General features: G+C 64.0%; 17 protein-coding genes. 9 read left to right on the forward strand and 8 right to left on the reverse strand.

What is annotated here, in order from left to right:
- Position 1: 1 nt before the first annotated feature.
- The 4 genes from EB815_RS15245 to EB815_RS15260 are packed head-to-tail and all read right to left on the reverse strand — an operon-like array spanning position 2 to position 5,280.
- The gene (locus tag EB815_RS15245; protein ID WP_056570820.1) at positions 2-1,096 is read right to left on the reverse strand and encodes a hypothetical protein; all 1,095 of its coding nucleotides are present in this window, start codon (positions 1,094-1,096) and stop codon (positions 2-4) included.
- Positions 1,093-3,210, reverse strand: a complete 2,118-nt coding sequence (locus tag EB815_RS15250) for an ABC transporter permease (protein ID WP_056570821.1) — start codon at positions 3,208-3,210, stop codon at positions 1,093-1,095. Before EB815_RS15250 ends, EB815_RS15245 begins: the two co-directional genes overlap by 4 nt.
- Positions 3,211-3,222: 12 nt before the next feature.
- Positions 3,223-4,239, reverse strand: coding sequence for a sugar ABC transporter substrate-binding protein (locus tag EB815_RS15255; RefSeq protein WP_056570822.1), 1,017 nt, complete (start codon positions 4,237-4,239; stop codon positions 3,223-3,225).
- Between the two features lie 36 nt (positions 4,240-4,275).
- On the reverse strand, positions 4,276-5,280 hold the full coding sequence (locus EB815_RS15260) for an ABC transporter permease (protein ID WP_056572036.1): 1,005 nt from the start codon (positions 5,278-5,280) through the stop codon (positions 4,276-4,278).
- A 263-nt stretch (positions 5,281-5,543) separates the two neighbouring features.
- Here EB815_RS15260 and EB815_RS15265 point away from each other — a divergent pair, with 263 nt between their 5' ends.
- Complete coding sequence (locus tag EB815_RS15265) at positions 5,544-5,843, forward strand: hypothetical protein (RefSeq protein WP_056572038.1); 300 nt, start codon at positions 5,544-5,546, stop codon at positions 5,841-5,843.
- A 188-nt stretch (positions 5,844-6,031) separates the two neighbouring features.
- On the opposite strand, the gene EB815_RS15270 is transcribed toward EB815_RS15265, so the two are convergent.
- The gene (locus EB815_RS15270) at positions 6,032-6,532 is read right to left on the reverse strand and encodes a peptide deformylase (RefSeq protein ID WP_056570823.1); all 501 of its coding nucleotides are present in this window, start codon (positions 6,530-6,532) and stop codon (positions 6,032-6,034) included.
- A 190-nt stretch (positions 6,533-6,722) separates the two neighbouring features.
- Here EB815_RS15270 and EB815_RS15275 point away from each other — a divergent pair, with 190 nt between their 5' ends.
- The 3 genes from EB815_RS15275 to EB815_RS15285 all read left to right on the forward strand — a co-directional run bounded on the left by EB815_RS15275 (position 6,723) and on the right by EB815_RS15285 (position 8,885).
- Positions 6,723-7,745 (forward strand): LLM class flavin-dependent oxidoreductase, encoded by a 1,023-nt coding sequence (locus tag EB815_RS15275; RefSeq protein ID WP_056570824.1) that lies wholly within the window; start codon positions 6,723-6,725, stop codon positions 7,743-7,745.
- Positions 7,746-7,798: 53 nt separating this feature from the next.
- Complete coding sequence (locus EB815_RS15280; protein WP_056570825.1) at positions 7,799-8,446, forward strand: ThuA domain-containing protein; 648 nt, start codon at positions 7,799-7,801, stop codon at positions 8,444-8,446.
- 91 nt (positions 8,447-8,537) lie between these two features.
- The gene (locus EB815_RS15285) at positions 8,538-8,885 is read left to right on the forward strand and encodes a hypothetical protein (protein WP_244494060.1); all 348 of its coding nucleotides are present in this window, start codon (positions 8,538-8,540) and stop codon (positions 8,883-8,885) included.
- 75 nt (positions 8,886-8,960) lie between these two features.
- Here the strand turns inward: EB815_RS15285 and EB815_RS15290 are convergent, their stop codons facing one another.
- Positions 8,961-10,979 (reverse strand): amidase, encoded by a 2,019-nt coding sequence (locus EB815_RS15290; RefSeq protein WP_065005364.1) that lies wholly within the window; start codon positions 10,977-10,979, stop codon positions 8,961-8,963.
- 277 nt (positions 10,980-11,256) lie between these two features.
- Between EB815_RS15290 and EB815_RS15295 the strand changes: the two genes are divergently transcribed.
- Both EB815_RS15295 and EB815_RS15300 read left to right on the forward strand, forming a co-directional pair.
- The gene (locus tag EB815_RS15295) at positions 11,257-11,511 is read left to right on the forward strand and encodes a hypothetical protein (RefSeq protein WP_056570826.1); all 255 of its coding nucleotides are present in this window, start codon (positions 11,257-11,259) and stop codon (positions 11,509-11,511) included.
- Between the two features lie 77 nt (positions 11,512-11,588).
- Positions 11,589-11,789 (forward strand): hypothetical protein, encoded by a 201-nt coding sequence (locus EB815_RS15300; protein ID WP_056570827.1) that lies wholly within the window; start codon positions 11,589-11,591, stop codon positions 11,787-11,789.
- 34 nt (positions 11,790-11,823) lie between these two features.
- On the opposite strand, the gene EB815_RS15305 is transcribed toward EB815_RS15300, so the two are convergent.
- The gene (locus EB815_RS15305; RefSeq protein ID WP_056570828.1) at positions 11,824-13,038 is read right to left on the reverse strand and encodes an alpha-D-ribose 1-methylphosphonate 5-triphosphate diphosphatase; all 1,215 of its coding nucleotides are present in this window, start codon (positions 13,036-13,038) and stop codon (positions 11,824-11,826) included.
- 420 nt (positions 13,039-13,458) lie between these two features.
- Between EB815_RS15305 and EB815_RS15310 the strand changes: the two genes are divergently transcribed.
- Entirely contained in the window at positions 13,459-14,217 is a 759-nt protein-coding gene (locus tag EB815_RS15310; protein ID WP_056572041.1) for an SDR family NAD(P)-dependent oxidoreductase, read from the forward strand.
- Entirely contained in the window at positions 14,214-15,146 is a 933-nt protein-coding gene (locus EB815_RS15315) for a sigma-70 family RNA polymerase sigma factor (protein ID WP_056570829.1), read from the forward strand. The genes EB815_RS15310 and EB815_RS15315 overlap by 4 nt, the downstream gene beginning before the upstream one ends.
- A gap of 105 nt (positions 15,147-15,251) precedes the next feature.
- Here EB815_RS15315 and EB815_RS15320 read toward each other — a convergent pair whose 3' ends face one another.
- Positions 15,252-16,286: a class I SAM-dependent methyltransferase gene (locus EB815_RS15320; protein WP_056570830.1), complete on the reverse strand. Its 1,035-nt coding sequence runs from the start codon at positions 16,284-16,286 to the stop codon at positions 15,252-15,254.
- Between the two features lie 282 nt (positions 16,287-16,568).
- On the opposite strand from EB815_RS15320, the gene EB815_RS15325 reads away from it, so the two are divergent.
- A complete protein-coding gene (locus tag EB815_RS15325; RefSeq protein ID WP_081294845.1) occupies positions 16,569-18,569 on the forward strand; it encodes a putative bifunctional diguanylate cyclase/phosphodiesterase in 2,001 nt (666 codons plus the stop codon).
- Positions 18,570-18,603: the final 34 nt, after the last annotated feature.

The following is an 18,603-nucleotide window of genomic DNA, read 5'->3' on the forward strand; positions in this document are numbered from 1 at the left end:
CTTAACCCCGCTTGCCGCCGGCGGCGCCTGCCACGCGCACCACCCTCGAGCCGCCGCGCGAGGCGACCAGCAGGTCGTCACCCGCCTCGCAGGCGCTCACGGTGCCGTGCACCGTGCCGTCGGCGCGCGAATGGAAACTCGACAGCGGCTTCATGTTCTGGTCGCAGTGCACCACCAGCCCGTAGGATCGGGTGACCGCGTAAGGCTTCAGCACATTCATCTGCTTGAGCTGGCTGCCCTGCATCGGTTCACGGTAGTCGCGCCATGAACTCAGCGACGGCGCCATCCAATAGGCTTCGGGGACCTCGGCCAGCATGCGTTTGCGGTAGGCCTCCTCGCGCAGGATGAACTCCACCAGCTGGTTGCGGACGGAGTAGAAGGTCAGCCAGTAGCCGGCATTGAAGGCGGGCGCGATGCGCGCGGGATAGGCCGGAAGGTGTTCCAGAACCGGCATTGTCGCCTTGGTGGCAAGGTCGATGGCCAGCACGCGATGGCGCCAGGCTTCGGTGACGTAAATGCGGTTCGAGCCGGTGGTGGCGATGCCGGCCGGCCAGGCGAGGCCGTCACGGATCAGTTCCAGCCGGCCGCTCTTCAGGTCAAGACGCCAGAGCGAACCGGAAGCGTTCTTCTGCATCAGGTCGCGGCGCCAGCCGGCCGCGGGTACCGACGCCGAGCCATTGGCGATCAGCAGGCTATTGCTGTCGAGGAAGGTGAGGGCGGTGATGCAGGAGAGCCGCCGCGCTTCGTCGCCTGTTGCCTCGCGCCCGTCATGCAGGCCGCCACGAATGACGACACCCTTGCCGTCGATCGCCAGCGCGGTCATGCCGCGGGCATGGGCAAGTGCCGTGATCTCACCGGGGAGTTCCCGCAGCACCTCCGCATGGCCGTCGGCCCCAAAGCGCACCAGCGAGGCGGCACTGGTCGCCAGCACGCCCTTGTCGGTGCGCACGAGATTGTCAGCCTCGGCGAGGCTGGCGAAGGTCTCGGCTTCCTCGAGGCCCTGGTTGGGCAGCAAGGGGCCGTCAAGCGTCGGCACCGTCACCGCCCAGTCGCCACGGCCGAGAAAACGGTCGAAAAGCTGGCTCACGGCGCTCATGCCTTTTTACCCCAGTAGGAATCCGAGCTGAACCAGTTGGGATCGACGCCCTTGAGCGGCAGCGTGCCCATGCGGTTGTTGAAGATGCCGCAGAGATAGAGCACGCCCTTGTGCTCGCGCATCGAGGTGATCATCGGATGCTTCTCGCCGGCGCGGTCCCAGAGGCTTTCGAGAATCTGGCCCTTTTCGTCGAAACGCAGCACGCAGCCGGTGTTGAGGTTGGGCATCAGCCAGGCATCTTCCGAGACGCGCCGCGCCATGCGGCGGCGGAAGCCCGGCATTTCCAGCGACAGGTCGAGCGCCGGCGTGCGCATCCCCATCAGGGCCAGCCAGTAGGTGCCGTCCGAAGCCCTGTTGATGTTGTCGGGATAGCCGGGCAGGCCCTCGATGACACGCTCGACCTTGCCCTTCTTCGGGCCGTCGAAATAGTAGCGGCTGATGCGGCAGGCCCAGCTTTCGGCGAACAGCACGGACTGGCCGTCGAAGGCCGTGCAGATGCCGTTGGGGAAGACCAGGTTCGACAGCAGCGTGCGGGTCGAGCCGGATTTCGGATCGTGGACGATGATGCGCCCGTTGCCGCGGCTTTCCAGCGCATCGGCGTACCAGTCATGCATCTCGAAGCGCACGGTGGCCTCAGAGAAGACGATGCGGCCATCGGGCAGGATGTCGCAGTCGTCGGCGAGCTTCATGGTCGAGTCGTCGACGACCGATGTCAGCGAGCGGTTGGTCTCGGCCGTCAGCAGCTTCACATCGCCATTCGGAGCGACCCGGTAGAGGCCCATGCCGGCGACGCAGATGACCAGATTGTCGTCGCGGTCGAAGGCCATGCCGAGCGGCGAACCGCCGATATGGGCGAACACTTCGCTCTCGGTGTAATGCGGCGGCTTGAAGCGCAGTATGTCGCCCTGGCGGGTGCCGGTGTAGAGCCGGTCCTGGCGGTCGAAGATGACATCCTCCGCGCCGTCGAGGACGCCAAGGCCGATGACGCCGACATCCTTCAGCCTGTCGTTCACCGCTATCGGCGTGCCCGGCGCGGTGGAGATCGGCTCGCGCATCTTGGCGAAGGTCGGCGAGATGTAGACGCTGCGCAGGATCTTGTGACGGTTCTTCACCCAGCGGACGTCGAGCAGGACCGAGAACAGCAGCACGAGACCGAGGATCAGGTAGTTGACCGGGCCGGACACGGCCAGGGCGAGCAGGCTGTTCGACAGGACGAGCACGAAGATCGTCCCCATCAATGCCTTGGCCACCGAGCCGCGCCCGCCGCCAAGCGAGATGCCGCCGAGCACCGTCGCGGTCAGCACCTGCAGTTCGAGCCCGGTGCCGATATCGGAAGCGGCACTGCCGATGCGGGCCGAGAAGAAGAAGCCGGAGAGCGCGACCAGCACCGAGCACAGCACGTACGCGCTGAACAAGGTGAAGCGCACATTGATGCCGGCATTGTAGGCGGAACGGCGCGCGCCGCCGACCGCGAACAGCCGCCAGCCATAGCGGGCGCGCGACAGGACGAGATGGATCACCAGCGCGATGACCACGAAGACGACGAAGGAGGTCGGCACGCCCCAGATCGTGCCGAAGCCGAGAAAATCATAGATCGGCGAATCCGGCCCGCTGGTGACGATCGGCGTCGAGACCCGCGGGAAGATGACGTCGAAGGTCGAGCGGTAGATGATGAGCGTCACCAGCGTGGTCAGGAATGCCCGCATGCGCAGGAAGCCTACCAGGAAGCCGTTGATGGCGCCGCAGACGATGCCCAGCCCGAGGCAGGCCAGCAGGCCGGTGCCGAAACTCCATTGCCCGACATTCATGCCGTAGAGCGTCACCAGCACGGCCAGAGCGAAGGTCGAGCCGACCGACAGGTCGATGCCGCCCGAGACCATGACGATGGTCATGCCGAGCACGACCAGGCCGAGCTCGGCGGTCTGGCCGCTGAGATTGGTCAGCGTCGCGACGCTCCAGAAGCCCGGCACGATCGAGCCGAAGATCGCGCACAGAATGACCAGCGCCGTGAAGGGGATGACGCTGTCGATCCACTTCTTGGTCAGGATCTCCCCGACCACGTGGTCGGGGAGCAGGCGGTAGCGCCAGCGCACAAGGCTTTCGGCCATGCTCATCAGGACAGTCCGTTACTTGAGCTCGTCCAGCTTCCAGCAGTTCCTGCCGGTGGCATTGGTCTTGTCGACACGGGTGATCGGACCGAAGAAGATGGTCTTCTCGCTGCCCGCCTGCCGCTCGGGATGCTGCAGCAATTCCGAAATCTGCTGCGCGGCGATCTCCGCCTGGATGGGCGAGTTGAAGTTGAAGATCACATCGAGCAGGCCGTTCTTGATGCTCTCGCAGCCGGTGGCGCTGCCCGCGCCATTGGTGACGATGGTCACCTGGTCCTGCTTGCCGGCGGCCGCGACAGCGGCACCGGCGCCGACTTCGGCGTTGTCCCAGATGCCCATGATACCGCACAGGTCCGGATGCTGCTGCAGGACCGTCTCGGTGATCTGGCGGGCCTTTTCGCTCATGTAGTCGGCCGGCTGGTCGGAGACGAGCTGCAGTTCGGGATTGGCCTTCAGCACCTCATCGATGCCGGTGCGCATGTAGATGTTGGCCGCACCCGTCTGCACGCCGGCAAGCCAGACCACCTTGTGCGAGACGGCATTCGGCCCGGTGCAGTGCTTGGCCAGTTCGCCCATTTCGAGGCGGCCCATCTCGATCCAGTCATTGCCGACATAGGAGTCGGTCTGGGTCGCCGACTGCATGTTGACCTGCAGCACCTTGATGCCGGCGGCCTGCGCCTGCTTCAGCAGGCGGGCATAGGTCTGCACGTCGGGGTTCTGCACGATGATCAGGTCCGGCTTCTCGGCGATGGCGCCCTGCATGGCGCGGATGCCGGCATTGGTGTCGCCGTTGGGGTCACGCACTTCGATGCTGAAGCCATAGCGGGCGGCATGGCGCTGCCACACCACCACCCAGGACTGGTTGAGGTCCATGCCTTGCGAGATCGGCACGAAGATCACCTTCTTGCCCTTGAGCGATTCCAGGTAGGGCGCACGCCCGACCTGGTCGGTTTCCTGCGCGGTGGTGACGTTCGCGGCGCTGAGCAGTGTCAGCGCCGTCAGGCCCGCGAACAGGCAGTTCTTGAACAACTTCATGGTTTCCTCCCTGATTGATGTTTCGGCTTGATGTTTTCAGATGTCGCCGCTTTGCGAGGTCTGCTCGTCACGCGGATTGATGATGGCGTCGATCGCCAGCGCACCCAGCAGGATCACGCTCTTGATCAGGTTCTGGCTGGTGTAGCTGAAGTTCAGGATGGTCATGCCATTGGTCAGGATGCCGACCAGGATGGTGCCGACGATGACGTTGCGCACACCGCCCTGGCCGCCGGAGAGGCCGATGCCGCCCAGCACCACGACCAAGAGCACGTCGTAGATCAGGCTGGAATTGTAGAGGCGCGTGTCGATGCCGGTGACAAGCCCCAGCATGATGATGCCGGCGGTAAAGGCGATGAGCGCGCTCAGCACATATTGCGTCACGATGATCGGGCGCGTCGGGAGGCCGGTGGTGCGGGCCGCGTTCGGATTGTCGCCGGTGGCGTAGACCAGCCGTCCAAAGCGGGTCTTGCGCAGGAAGAAGCCCATCAGCGCCGCCACCGCCGCGAAGATGACCACGACCATCGGGATGCCGAGGATGGTGCCGCTGCCGATGAATTTCAGCCAGGCGATGTTTGATGGCGCATAGAGCACGTCAGAGGCAAAGACGATGCGGCCCGAGCCATAGACCGAGGAGGCGATGGCCAGCGTGGCGAAGATCGGCGGGATTTCGGCAATCGCCACCATGATGCCGGTGAACAGGCCGATGGCCGCCGCAAGAAGGGCGCCGCAGACCACGGCCAGCGTGAAGTCCACGCCCCAGGTGGAAATCCAGATGCTGAAGGCGACGCCGACCACCATCACCGCCACCATGGTGAGATCAATGCCGCGGCCGACGACGATGAAGCCCATGCCGACCGCCAGCGTGCCGAGGATCGAGACGTTCTTGAGGATGGCAATGATGTTGCCCTGGGTCAGGAAATTGTTGAGCGTCGCGGAGAAGACGAGGAAGAGGATGACCGAGATCGCGACGACGACGAGCTCCTGGGACATCTTGATGCCCATGCGCGCGCCGTCGGATTTGCCCGAACCAGCCAATTTCATTCCTCCCTCGCTGCCAGCCTCAAGCGGCAGCTTGCCCGAGCGGCGTTGCCGCTCCGGCGTTTCCTCCACAGCCCTGAGCCGGCTGCCTCCCTGAAGACCATTGCGGCTCGGGGCGGAAGGGGCAATTTCGATTTTCTGATGCGCTGTGCAGTTCGCTCCGGCGGACGGCAAATCGCGGGACAGGTAAACCGCTGCCTGGTAACCTTTGTTCGGCTGGTGATTTTGCCTATATAGGAATGCAAATGGCCAGAAGGGTGTTGCCGATGACGACGAAACGCTTTGCGATCTGCGCTCTTGCCCTGGCGATGGCCTGTGGCGTGTCCGCGCCGGCATTTGCCGGAGCCAAACATCGCCACCACCACACCCAGAGCCAATACTACAGCCAGGCTGGGTCCGAACGCTACGTTCCCGCCGATGACGATCTCATCGGCTTCCTGTTCGGTGGCCCGCGCTATTACGACCGGCAGCTTTTCACGACCGCCGCCGGCGCCTGCTCCTACGACAGGGTGAGCCCGGACGCGAACGCGACGAACAAGATCAACGACCATCACTGCGGGAAATGAAGGCCGGAGAGGTTCAGGCTGCTCCCCATCCCGCAAAGCGGTCGGGGCGCAGCCATTCCTGGCCTGGATTACCGTCGCCGGAAAGCACGGCATCGACCAGCCAGCGCGCCGTGGTTTCCGGCTGCCTTGCAATCAGCGCCGCACGATGTTGCCGGCCAGTGCCGGTTCCCCGCGGTTAGTCGTGGCGTCTACGACGCTCGCATCAGTTTGCCGTATCGCTTGACCAGCCGGTCGCGCTTCAGGCGTGTCAGCCTTTGCGTCCAGAAGAGCCCGTCCAGCTGATCGATCTCATGCTGGTGGCAAACCGCCAGCAGGCCATCGGCGTCCTCGAACCGCTCGTTGCCATCCAGATCCTGATAGCGGACCCGTATGCGGGCGTGGCGCTCGACGTCCTCCGTGACGCCGGGCATCGAAACACTGCCTTCCGCCTGACGGATCATTTCGGTCGAGGCCTGGATGATCGACGGATTTACATAGATCCCCGGTTTTGCGGCGGAAGGAAGCTGGATCACGACCAGGCGTCTCAGAATGCCGACATGCGGGCCGGTGATGCCGATCCCGGGCGCCGCGTGCATGGTGTCAACGAGGTCGCTGGCCAATCCGTGCAGGTCGCTGTCGAACAGCTGTACAGGTTCCGCCACGGCGCGGAGGAGGGGATTGGGGAACCTTATGATCTGCCGAACCGCCATGGACCACTTCACAAATCGCCAATCATTGCCTTTCAGCGGGACCGCAGGCGATCGACGGCCCCTCGGCATGAGACACGACGCGGCCGGTCAACCCCTGTGTACGGCGTCCTTTGGTGTTGCTCAAGGCGACGGTGTGTAACCCCGCTGTTTTGGCATTGAAGCACGCGCTGCTCGCATATACTTCAGGGCCATGAAAAAAATCGGTTTCCTGTCATTCGGGCACTGGACGCCCTCGTCGCAATCGCAGGTGCGCTCGGCTTCCGACGCGCTGCTGCAATCCATCGATCTCGCCGTCGCCGCCGAGCAGCTCGGCGCGGACGGCGCCTATTTCCGCGTGCATCATTTTGCCCGCCAGCTCGCCTCGCCGTTCCCGCTGCTGGCGGCTGTCGGCGCCAAGACCAGCCGCATCGAGATCGGCACCGCCGTCATCGACATGCGTTACGAGAACCCGCTCTACATGGCCGAGGACGCGGGTGCCGCCGACATCATCGCCGGAGGCCGCCTGCAGCTCGGCATCAGCCGTGGCTCGCCCGAACAGGTGATCGATGGCTGGCGCTATTTCGGCTACCAGCCGCAGGAAGGCAAAAGCGACGCCGACATGGCGCGGCATCACGCCGAGGTCTTTCTCGACACGCTGCGCGGCGAAGGCTTTGCACAACCCAATCCACGGCCGATGTTCCCCAACCCGCCCGGCCTGCTTCGGCTCGAGCCGCATTCGGAAGGCCTGCGCGAGCGCATCTGGTGGGGCGCCGCCACCAACGCTACCTCGGAATGGGCGGCCAAGCTCGGCATGAACCTGCAGAGCTCGACGCTCAAATTCGACGAAAGCGGCAAGCCGTTCCACATCCAGCAGGCCGAACAGATCCGGATCTATCGCGAAGCCTGGAAGGCGGCCGGGCACGAGCGCGAGCCGCGCGTCTCGGTCAGCCGCAGCATCTTCGCGCTGGTCGATGATCGCGACCGCGCCTATTTCGGGCGTGGCAACGAAAGCCGCGACCAGATCGGCTTCATCGAGGAGAACACCAGGGCGATCTTCGGCCGCAGCTATGCCGCCGAGCCGGATGTGTTGATCAAGGAATTGGCGCAGGACGAAGCGATCGCCGAGGCCGACACGCTGTTGCTCACCGTGCCCAACCAGCTCGGCGTCGACTACAACGCCCATGTCATCGAGGCGATCCTGACCCATGTCGCGCCGGCACTGGGCTGGCGCTGACGGCCACGCCGTGTAACCATCCCCGGGGCGCGCGGTTCAGGGAGGTTCACGGCATGGCGAAGAAGGCCCTGATTGCCTGGGGCGGCTGGGAAGGCCACACGCCCGAGCGCAGCGCAGAGGTTGTGCGCAAACTGCTTGAGCGCAACGGATTTGATGTCACTCTGGGCGAGGGCACGGCGATGTTCGCCGATCCGCAATTGCCTTCCTTCGATCTGATCGTGCCCGTCATCACCATGTCGACGATCGAGAAGGCCGAGCTTCAGAACCTGACGCAGGCTGTTCGCGGCGGAAGTGGGCTCGGCGGCTTCCACGGCACGATGGGCGACAGCTTTCGCAACGAGCCCGACTACCAGTTCATGACCGGCGGCCAGTGGGTCGCGCATCCCGGCAACATCATCGACTATCAGGTGGTCATTACCCGGCCGGACGATCCGATCACCAGGGGGATCGGCGACTTCGCCTACCGGTCGGAGCAGTATTACATGCATGTCGACCCGAGCAACGAGGTGCTCGCGACGACGATTTTCAGCGATGCGCATTTCCCGGGCATTGGCGGGGTCGTCATGCCGGTGGTGTGGAAGCGGCGGTATGGCGCGGGGAAGGTTTTCTACAGTTCGCTTGGGCACACGGCGGATGAGTTCGCGGTGCCGGAGATGGCGTTGATCGTGGAACGCGGTTTGCTCTGGGCGGCGCGAGGTTGATCTCTGGCCGCTGCGGTACCCGCATCCCTGCCATGCTGGAAAAGCGGCCATCACCGCACTACCATCCGCTGAATAGCAAAGGGGGGATGGAATGGATCATCAGCGGACTGTATTCTTGATCGGAGGCGGCACGGGCGGAGACGAGGAAGCCGTGTTTACACTGCATGTCGACGGCGCCGTCTGCAGCCTCACATGCGGCTACCGAGACAAGGTCATCAAGGCCGAAGAGGAAAACTTTTTCGAGGCTCTGTTCCAGATCCGTCAGGCACTCGAAGCCGACGGTTTGCTGCCCTTCTGTTACGGGGCAAGTGCCAATGTTTATCCCGAGAATACCGTGATGGAGAAAAGTCGCGGATTGATAGCCTGCAAGGTGAAGATGGGGCGGTTTCCCCAGGAGACCGACTTGGTCGACATCTCTTTGATGATGGCGTCGACGTGATTCCGGTTTTCGTTCATATGCAACAGGAATTTTGGGAAGAATGGCTGGCTTCGCTGCCTTCCTAGTCCCCGGCGCTCATCCAATCCCGCCGGTGACAAGATAGGCACCGGCGGCGCGCCCATCATGGAGCCGTACCACCGCCGTCACGATCGAGCCATAAGAGCCGCGCCAGACGCTGTGGAACTGCTTGTGCTCGGCGATGGGAACCAGCGCCCGCCCGCTGAAGCGCCCGCCGCTGCGGTGCATGGCGACGGGCTCTCCGTTGACGTGCACCTTGATGCTGGCGTTCTCCGCCTCGACCGGCAGGTCGAGCGTGATCGCGATCTCGTCCCGATCGCCCGAAGTCCGCGTCTCGGCGGCAAGCGCGATTGCCAGCGGTGGCGCCTTGCCGCCGCCGGCTTGAGCGGGCCGGCCTGAAAACACATCATCGGCCAGTTCCGGCGTGCGTGGCGGGCTCGTGCGGCGCTGCGTGGCGCGTTCATAGTCGCCGGCCATGCGCAGCAGCCTTTCGTCGTCATAGGCCTTGCCGGCGAAGGTGAGGCCGACGGGCATGCCGATATCGGCCATGGTGCCCATCGGCACGGTGACGGTCGGGATGCCGAAGTGACGCCAGACCAGATTGCCGTTGGCGACCCAGGTGCCGTTGCGCCAGGCGAGCGCGGCCGACGCCTCGTTGATGTCGGCGTCGGCGGGGCCGACATCGGCCACGGCGGGCAGCACGACGGCGTCGATGCCCTGTGTGTCCAGCCAGTCCTCGAAATCGACGCGCCTCGTTGTTTCCAGCCCCTTCAGCCCATCCGCAATAGTCGGAATGTCCCTGAACGGCGTGACGCCGGATTTCGCGCGCTCGACATATTCAGCGACATCGAAGCCGCCTTCATAACGGTCGGGCAGCGTGCCGGGCGGCTGCGGAAAGATACTGGGGCCGTCGACCGAGGCGAGATCGAGCAGCGCCGGGTCGGCATTGGCGCGCAGGAAATCGTCCCAGCCCCAGATGCAGAGGTCCCAGATTTCGCGGTCGGCGAAATCCGGCGGCACCAGCCCGCGCTCTACCATGGTGCGCGCGCCGGGGCGGTCGCGTTCATAATTGGAGACGACGGGAAAATCGACCTCCACCACCTCGGCGCCCAGCCTTCCAAGGTCGGCCGCTGCCCGCTCCCACAGCGCAAGCACCGAGGCCCGGGTTTCGATCGGCCGGTCTGCCTCGCTGTCGCGGCCGATATACATGCGGGGCACGCCGAGCCGTTTGCCCTTCAGTGAACCCGCGAGCGTCAATTCGGTGTAGCGTGGCGGCCGCGCCTCCGAACTCGTGGGCAGCGCGACCCAGGGCTGCGCGCGCCAGAAGTCGCCTCGCGTCTCAGGATCGTCGGCGACGATGACATCGAGCAGTTCGAGCATGTCGGGCACGCTGCGCGTGTGCGGCACCACGACATCCATGGTCGGCACCAGTGGCCAGTTGCCGCGCACGGAAATCACGCCGCGCGAGGGCGTGTAGGCGACCAGCGCGTTGTTGGTGGCCGGCGCGCGCCCGGACGACCAGGTTTCCTCGCCAAGCCCGAAGGCGCAGAAACTGGCCGATGTCGCCGTGCCGGAGCCATTGGACGAGCCCGAGGCAAAGGCGGCGGTCAGGTAATCGGCATTGTAGGGGCTTTCGGCGCGGCCATAGACACCGCGCTGCATGCCGCCATTGGCCATTGGCGGCATGTTGGTGAGGCCGACCAGCACCGCGCCGCCGGCGCGCAACCGGGCAATGGTGAAGGCGTCCTCATTGGCGACGAGATGTTCGAAGGCCGGCGAGCCGGCGGCGACCGTCAGGCCCTTGACCTTGTAGCTGTCCTTGGCGGTGTAGGGGATGCCGTCGAGCGGCCCGAGCAAAGCGCCGTCGCGGCGCCGCCGGTCGGAAGCGGCGGCCTCCTCGAACATATCAGGATTGAGTACTGGAACGGCGTTGAGGCTGATGCCGTGACGGTCGAAATGCGCGATGCGCCTGAGATACGCCCCGACCAATTCGACGCTGGTGACGAGACCCTCGTCGAGCGCATGGCGCAATTGTTCGATGGTGGCTTCGACGATGTGAAGGCTGGCATCGGTCATCTTCTGGTCCCTGGGCGTTTCCAGGCCATGGATGAGCGAGGCCGCCGGCTTCGGCAAGGGCCAACAAGCAGTCTTTGTCGGAACGTGTTGTTCCTGCGGCCGCCAGCCGTGTTCAGATGGCGGTTGCCAAGCGATTTTTGTGCGTCCCCCGCGTGACGTAGGCCCGGCAGGCGAGGCTGCTGGCATATACGTTCCATTAGGATAAGAAAAGCATCACCCGTTGCAACCTCCGGCGAGCGGTTGCGTTAACGGCCCCCGGGGGGACGCGAGGTTTGCATTGGACCGTTTTGAGATCCTGAACGAGCCGACAGGCACGTATTCGATTTTCGACCGATTCACGGAATTGCCGGCGACGGTGGGAGGCAGGACATTCATCGGGCTCTACCGGCACGAAGTGCCGCTGGCCCTGCTCGCCGCCATGGATGCTTTCCGGCCTGGAGCCGGGTCAATGCCGCCGTCACTCACGATGCTGGGCTGCTGGCGCCAACGAAATGGCTTGAAAGATCGTCAACTGGACGGCTTGCAAGCGTAAGTTGAAGCTCGCAGAAGTTGCGCCAAAAGCATATCATTGAAGAAAACACCGCCATTATCCCAGCATGAGGGGGAATCATGTCTGACCAGAATGCCCTTATCCGCGCGGCCATTGGACGACTGCTTTCGGAGAAAACCGGAGTCGCGGTCATTTCCATGAAAGAGAGTATCGCCGAGCTCCTGGCCATGACCGGTGCCGCGCTGACCGTCGAAACCCTGCAGGACCTGCTGCTGGAAATGGCCGAGGTGCGCGGCATGGCGGTCACGCTCGACGTCTAGCCAAGTCGCCGTCTCACACTTTCCTGGAGCAGCTTCAGCGCAATTCGAACCCAGCCGGTACCCGTTCAGCCGCATGGCCAGCGCGTTGCCGCGCCGGTGCCAGCGTGCCGTCGCCGTAAATCATGCGGCCGGCGCGGAAGGTGGCACGGACGCGTGGCACCGGATGGCGGTCGGCCACCACGAGATCGGCCAGGAGGCCGGGCTCGATGGCGCCGCGGTCGGTGAGCCCCAGGGCCCCGGCAGGATTGGCGCTTGTCAGCGCCGCCGCTGTCACCAGCCCTTGGCCACGCAGCTCCGCCAGGCCGAGCACGGCCGGCAGGATCGAGGCCGGGTGGTAGTCGCTGGCCAGCATGTCGAGCAGCCCGGCCTCGTAGGCCTGTCGCGCGGAAAGATTGCCGGAATAGGATTCCCCGCGCAACGCATTGGGTGCGCCCATGGCGGTGTACATGCCGAGCCTGCGGGCTTCGCGCGCTGCTTCGAGTGTCACCGGGAATTCGCTGAGCGCGGCGCCCAGGCCATGGACGAGCTCCACCTTCTCCAATGTGTCGTCGTCATGCGAGGCCAGCACGACGCCATGGGCCCGCGCGCGGGCCGACAGGTCCTGCAGCGCGTTCAGCACATCGCCCTGGCCCTTGCGGCCGGCCATGCGCTTGCCGACGACCTCGGAGGCCGCGGCAACGGACATGCCGCGCTCGTTGGCGATGCGGGCGATGTAGAGTTCGACGTCGCGGTATTGTCCTTGTCCGGGTGTGTGGTCCATCAGCGAGATCAGGTGCAGCCGGCCCGCGTCCATCAGCTTCTGCAGCATGGTGATCGCGGGGGTGAAGGTCACCTCGAAGCGGGCATGGATGCGGTGGTCGACCAGCAGGTCGTCCTTCAGTTCGGCGATGGTCTCGATGATCGCCGACGTATGATCTTCCGAGCGCAGCACGCCGCTGGTGACACTGGCGCCGATGAAGGAGAGCGCGGCATAGGCCGTGGTGACGCCACATGAGGCAAGCTTCTTGTCGAGCTCGGCGATGCCGATCCGCATCGGCACGTGGACGCCGGTGCGCGGCTCGACTTCCTTCTCCACCATGTCGCCATGCATGTCGATGAAGCCCGGCAGCAGCAGGCGCCCGCCGCCCTCAATGTCGGCATGCTCGACCGGCGCGTCGCGGATTTCGGCAATCCGGCCGTCTTCGATCCTGACGGCGCCGTTCGGGACGACACGGTCGCGCAGGACGATCTCGAATTCACTCAGCCACATCTGATGTCTCTTGAAGGAAGCGGTTTTCAAGGTGGGTTTCGCGGTCGGCATGGCCGGCGACATCATCGGGGAGATGCGTCTCGAGGACCTTGCCGGGCCGGGATCGATAGCACGAGGGACGATCAATCAGGCGAAAATTGTATGGCCATCGCAGGTCCTGTAGCTTGGCGTGAACGAGTTGCGGGGGCGCTGACCCGGACGGACAGGTCGGTGGCTTATGTTCCACGAATCAACCGTCGCGCGTCACCATAGCGCCGTCCGCTATCGTCCTTGTGACACCGGGATCGTATGAAACGCGCGGCATGTGCCGCGGCCCTTGCCGCCAAATCGGTCGTCGCCGCCAAGTTTCTTCCGGCCGCGCTGACTCTTTTCCGAAAGCTCGAACGTCTTGGCTACAGTGAAGCAATGGAGCAGGGTCAAATGAGCCTCAAGGACAAGAAAATCGTGGTCACCGGTGGTAGCCGGGGACTGGGCCTCGGGCTGGTAGAAGCACTGGTCGAGCAGGGCGCCGAGGTGACGGTCGTCGCGCGCGGCGCCGAGGCGCTGGAGGCGGTCGGTGCGCGGCTTGGGGTCGCAACGATCCGCGCCGACGTCACGGACGAGGACGCCGCCTATCGAATCCTCGGCGAGGTTCGCCCCGACATAGTGGTGCTGAACGCTGGTGCCGCCCCCCGGATGGGCCGGCTGGATCAGTTGAAGTGGGAGGATTTCTCGGTCGCCTGGGAAACCGACGTCAAGGCCGGACTCTACTGGCTGCAAGCGGCGCTGAACCTGCCGCTCAAGCCCGGCAGCCGGGTGCTGGTGGGATCGAGTGGCGCCGCCGTTGGCGGGTCGCAGATGTCGGGTGGTTATGGCGGCTCCAAGCGCATGCTGTGGTTCATGGCCAAATATGCCAATGGCGTGGCGCAGGAGAAGAAGCTCGGCATCCGCTTCCAGGCGATCGTGCCGCGGCAGATGATCCTCGGCACGGGAATCGGGGATGCGGCAGCCGGCGCCTATGCCGGCTCCATGGGCATCACGCCAGAACAATTCGTCACCCGTTTCGGCGCGCCGATGCCGCCCCGGGCGTTCGGCGACAGGGTGGTTTCCGTGCTGGAAGACCCGCAATATGCCGAGGGCGTCGTCTTCGGCCTCAACGGCGACGCGGGCGTAACGGTCATGGAGGATACAGCGGCTTGAGCGAGCGGGAGCCTGCCGTGGATCGCGACCGACAGGAAGGGCTGCTTGCCCTTGCGACCGTGCTGCGGCCGGAACTGCATCGCTATTGCGCGCGCCTGATGGGGTCGGTCATCGACGGCGAGGACGTGGTGCAGGACACGTTCGCGCGAGCCTTCGTCGCCCTGGACGAGCTGTGCGAGGTGCCGCAGCTCAGGCCCTGGCTGTTCCGGATCGCCCACAACCGCGCGCTGGACGTGCTGCGCAGCCGCGCGATCCGCGCCTCGGAACCCATCGAGGCCGCGCTTGAAGTTGCCGATGACAGCAAGGTCGATCCGGTGGAGATGCTGATGCGCAGGGAGGCGATAGAGACCGCCGTGTCGCGCTTCGCGGAGCTTCCGCTGCTTCAGCGCAGCGTCGTCATCCTCAAGGATGTGCTGGGCGAGCCGCTGGCCGAGATTGCCGGCTTGCTCGGCATTTCGGTCGATGCGGTAAAGGCGCATCTGGCGCGCGGCCGCGCCCGGCTTCGGCAGATCAATGCCCAGGCCAAGCCGCTTCCCGACGCGCGCATCGCGTCGGCCGCCGTGGCGCGCTATGTGACGCTGTTCAACCAGCGCGACTGGGATGGCTTGCGCGCGCTGCTTGCCGACGATGTGAGGCTTCAGCAGTCCATGCACCCGCCACGCTCGGGTGCCGCCGATGTCGGCATGTTCTTCACCATCTATGCCAAGAGCGATGGCTTGTGGCTCAAGCCGGCATGGGTCGAGGGCCGCGAGGTGATCGCCGTGTTCGAGCACCGGACCGCCCCGAAACCTATCCACTTCATGTGGCTGGAATGGCGGCAAGGGCGGATCAGCTTCATCCGCGACTATCGCTACGTCGGCTATGTTACCGACGATGCCGAACTGGTGCTGCCAGGCGACGCCGGATCCTTCGGCCGCGGCACCGGATAATGATGAGCGGCGACCTGGCGCCGATCTCGCTTGGCGACGTCCTGACCACCGGCAGCGATGCACGAGCATCACCGCCGGCCTGATGGCAAGGTTTGGCGGAGGTCGTTACCCGCGCTTTTCAATCACGGCGTATAGCACGTTGCGGTTCTCGCCGAAGTACACCCGCGCCTCGACGGTGTTGCGGTCGACGCTGGCATTGACGATGTTCCACATGTCGACTTCCGAGCGCAGCAGCAGCACCCAATCCATGAACGTTTCCCGGTAGCCGGCGTCGGGCGTGCCCTCGGCGTAGTTGGCGAACAGGAATGTGCCGTTCGGTTTCAGCATCTGCAGGCAGGTCTTGGTGAGCTTCACGGCGACGTTGTGCTGCAGGTAGTCGTAGAGGCCGGAGGCGTAGATCAGATCGAACTTGCCGAGCTTGTGGCCCCTGGTGAGCACCGTCCGCACAGAGCCGTCGATGGCCTCGACCGCGGTGCCCTGGAAGTCGCGCGCTATCAGTCCGACGCTCTGCGGATCCTGGTCGAGCGCCACCCAACGCTTGAGCCGGCCCTCGGCGAGCGCGACGGAGCGATTGGCTTCGCGCAAATGGCCGGCGGCGATCGCCAGCACCTCGGTTTCGGGTCCGTTCCTGGCCGCCGCCTCATCGACATAGCGGGTCAGGAGATCGCGCCGTTCCCGCGCCGCGACGCATGACGGAACGTTCTGGGTATGGCTGTAGAGCGCCTTGCCGACCTCCGAGGCGTTGGCCACGCTCTCGGCCACGTGCGGGTCGCAATAGATGTAGTCGAGCAGTTCCGCGTCGCCGGAATACCCCCTGGGCTTGGTGAAGGACCAGTGCGTCAGCGGATCCTGGAGAAAGTAGTTCAGGATCGGGTGGTTCTGCGCCACCGGTATCAGGGCTTGCCAGACATCGGGATGAACCTTGGCGCGCAGCGCATTGAGCAGCGACAGCAGGCGGCGCACGATCTCGGCGGGAAATTTCTGCTGCTCGATCTGTTGCTGTGTCGCGTGGAGGATGAGCGCCAGTTCCGCGCGGGCGGTTTCGAACGCTTCGCCATGATGCTCAAGCGTGCCTTTTGGCAGACCGCTGGCGATCATCTCTGCGGTAATCAGGCTTTGGCCATCGAACACGGTTTGCACACCAGGACTCCTTGGTTAACAGTCAGTTAACTTATTACTTAGAATGCTCCATTTGCCAACGGAGGGTCGACCGCATTTTATTGTTATGATTAATTTCCCGCTAACCATCTCAATTTATTAGCGATCTTGCAGATAAGATTCTGGGTTCGAGTTAACGCAAACTTGTCTGGCGCCACTGCATTTTACCGCGTGGCAATCGTGTCGCGTCCCAGGGAGTCGTCCTGCGTGGGGGCAGAAGCTGGAAAAGAGTTCGCATTGCAAAGTCCCCTTCGGGAGGGCTTTGTGAACGAGCGCGCGTCATCCAGATTGGCTGATACGGTGGATGTGGAACCGTATGATCCGCGCCAAGAGCTGGGGGCCGACGAACTCCGCATCCTTTACCGCAGGGAAGCCCAGGCGAAGCGAAGGGCGGAAGCCAGGCCGGGCCTGTGGATCGCGGTCGTCATCTATTTGCTGTTTTCTGCATCTGATCTGCTGCTGATACCTGACGTGGCGGCCTACACGATCACCGCGCGCTTCGCGGTGGGCCTGACCGCACTGCTGGTCCTGGAAGCACAGCTTCGCCGGGGAGCCGCGACGGAATGGCTTGACGTGACTTGCGCCTCGGCCATCATCTTTGGCTATATCGGTTGGCTGTTACCGGCATCCATGGGCGCAAACAAGGAAAGCGTCGCCTATTACATGGTCTTCGGCACCATTTTCATGATGAGTGCCAATCTATTTTTTACGTTCAGGTTTAAAGTTTCGATTATAACGTCGACAATTATATTGTGCGTCTTGTATTTGGCAAATTACTTTGTTCCCGCGTCGCTGACGTACAAGATGGTATTTGGCACTTTCTACGTTTCGTGCTTCACGTTCACCTCCTATGTGAACTGGAAGCTGAACGAGGAGCGCTACAACGTCTTCCTGAACGCTCTCGAGGCCAAGATACAGCACAAGGAGGCCACCGAACGCGGCAAGGCCCTGCTGAGGCTGTCGCGGACGGATCCGCTGACAGGACTGGAGAACCGGCGCGCTATCGATGAGAAGCTGCGCGATTACTGGAGCGACTGGCAAAAGCTTGGCAGCAAGTTCGCGGCCATCCTCATCGACGTCGACTTCTTCAAGAAATTCAACGACTGCTACGGCCACCAGGAAGGCGACCGCTGCCTGATCCATGTCGCCAATGCGCTGAGCGATCTGATCAAGAACTACGATGGCTCGATCGGGCGCTATGGCGGTGAGGAATTCATCGTGCTCGCCCGCATGGACAAGAAGAGCCAGGTGGCGGAGCTGGCGGAAGCCATCTGCCGCACGGTGGAGAACCTGGCGCTTACCCACGAACTCAGGCGCGACGGGATCTCGATCGTCACGGCGAGCGTGGGGGCCGCCTTCACCAGGACGCAGGCCGGCGCCAAGCTGGAGAAGATCATCCATGAGGCCGATCGCGCGCTCTATCTGGCAAAGGCCAGCGGCCGCAATTGTGCCCGGCTGTTCGACCCGACCGATCCACAAAGCAGCGACGAGAGCGAAAACCTCGCGGCCTTGCTGAAGATCGCGATCGGGCAGGGCCTCGTTTCGCTCGTCTATCAACCGATCCAGGATGTCGTGTCGGGCCGGGTCGAAGCCGCGGAGGCGCTGATGCGTCTCAAGATGCTGGACGGCACATTGGTTCCGCCGAGCCTGTTCATTCCCGTCGCGGAGAGAACCGGCGCGATCCTGGAACTGGGGCGTTGGGCGATAAGGACGGTCTGCACCGAACTCCTGGCGGACGACCACATCCGTCTCGTCAGCGTCAACGTCTCTCCGATCCAGCTCAAGACGCCCGGCTTCGCGGCGTCCGTCGCGACCATTCTCGGCGAGACGGGCGTGACCGGCAACAGGCTGGCCTTCGAAATCACCGAAGGGCTCGAGATGGAGATGCACTCGGACATCCTGCGCTGCATCAGCGACCTGAAGCTGCTTGGCATCAAGATCTGGCTCGATGATTTCGGAACCGGCTTCGCCGGCCTCTCATGGCTGCGTCTGATCGATTTCGATACAGTGAAGATCGACCGCTCGTTTCTTCACGACTGCGGCACGCCGAAGGGCATGGCCATGCTCCAGGACATCATTGCCCTGGTCCGCAATCGCGGCCACCAGATCCTGGTCGAAGGGGTGGAAACCGACGAGCAGATCGCCCTCATGCGCGAGTTCGGCATCGACAAGATCCAGGGCTTTCGCGTCGGCCGACCCGTTCCCGCCGCGAATTTCCAGGCAAAGAAGGCCATCCACAAACGCCCGTTCCTCAGGTCCGCCTGACAGGCGCGGGCAGACGCGGTTCGCGAGGCCGCTA

It is taken from the genome of Mesorhizobium loti, assembly GCF_013170705.1.
GTDB lineage: Bacteria > Pseudomonadota > Alphaproteobacteria > Rhizobiales > Rhizobiaceae > Mesorhizobium > Mesorhizobium loti_D.

Coding starts and splice junctions, on each gene's coding strand:
- EB815_RS15310 (WP_056572041.1), top strand. CDS start 13,459: ATGAGCCTCAAGGACAAGAAAATCGTGGTCACCGGTGGTAGCCGGGGA.
- EB815_RS15270 (WP_056570823.1), bottom strand. CDS start 6,532: ATGGCGGTTCGGCAGATCATAAGGTTCCCCAATCCCCTCCTCCGCGCC.
- EB815_RS15245 (WP_056570820.1), bottom strand. CDS start 1,096: ATGAGCGCCGTGAGCCAGCTTTTCGACCGTTTTCTCGGCCGTGGCGAC.
- EB815_RS15250 (WP_056570821.1), bottom strand. CDS start 3,210: ATGAGCATGGCCGAAAGCCTTGTGCGCTGGCGCTACCGCCTGCTCCCC.
- EB815_RS15255 (WP_056570822.1), bottom strand. CDS start 4,239: ATGAAGTTGTTCAAGAACTGCCTGTTCGCGGGCCTGACGGCGCTGACA.
- EB815_RS15265 (WP_056572038.1), top strand. CDS start 5,544: ATGACGACGAAACGCTTTGCGATCTGCGCTCTTGCCCTGGCGATGGCC.
- EB815_RS15275 (WP_056570824.1), top strand. CDS start 6,723: ATGAAAAAAATCGGTTTCCTGTCATTCGGGCACTGGACGCCCTCGTCG.
- EB815_RS15260 (WP_056572036.1), bottom strand. CDS start 5,280: ATGAAATTGGCTGGTTCGGGCAAATCCGACGGCGCGCGCATGGGCATC.
- EB815_RS15280 (WP_056570825.1), top strand. CDS start 7,799: ATGGCGAAGAAGGCCCTGATTGCCTGGGGCGGCTGGGAAGGCCACACG.
- EB815_RS15285 (WP_244494060.1), top strand. CDS start 8,538: ATGGATCATCAGCGGACTGTATTCTTGATCGGAGGCGGCACGGGCGGA.
- EB815_RS15300 (WP_056570827.1), top strand. CDS start 11,589: ATGTCTGACCAGAATGCCCTTATCCGCGCGGCCATTGGACGACTGCTT.
- EB815_RS15290 (WP_065005364.1), bottom strand. CDS start 10,979: ATGACCGATGCCAGCCTTCACATCGTCGAAGCCACCATCGAACAATTG.
- EB815_RS15305 (WP_056570828.1), bottom strand. CDS start 13,038: ATGTGGCTGAGTGAATTCGAGATCGTCCTGCGCGACCGTGTCGTCCCG.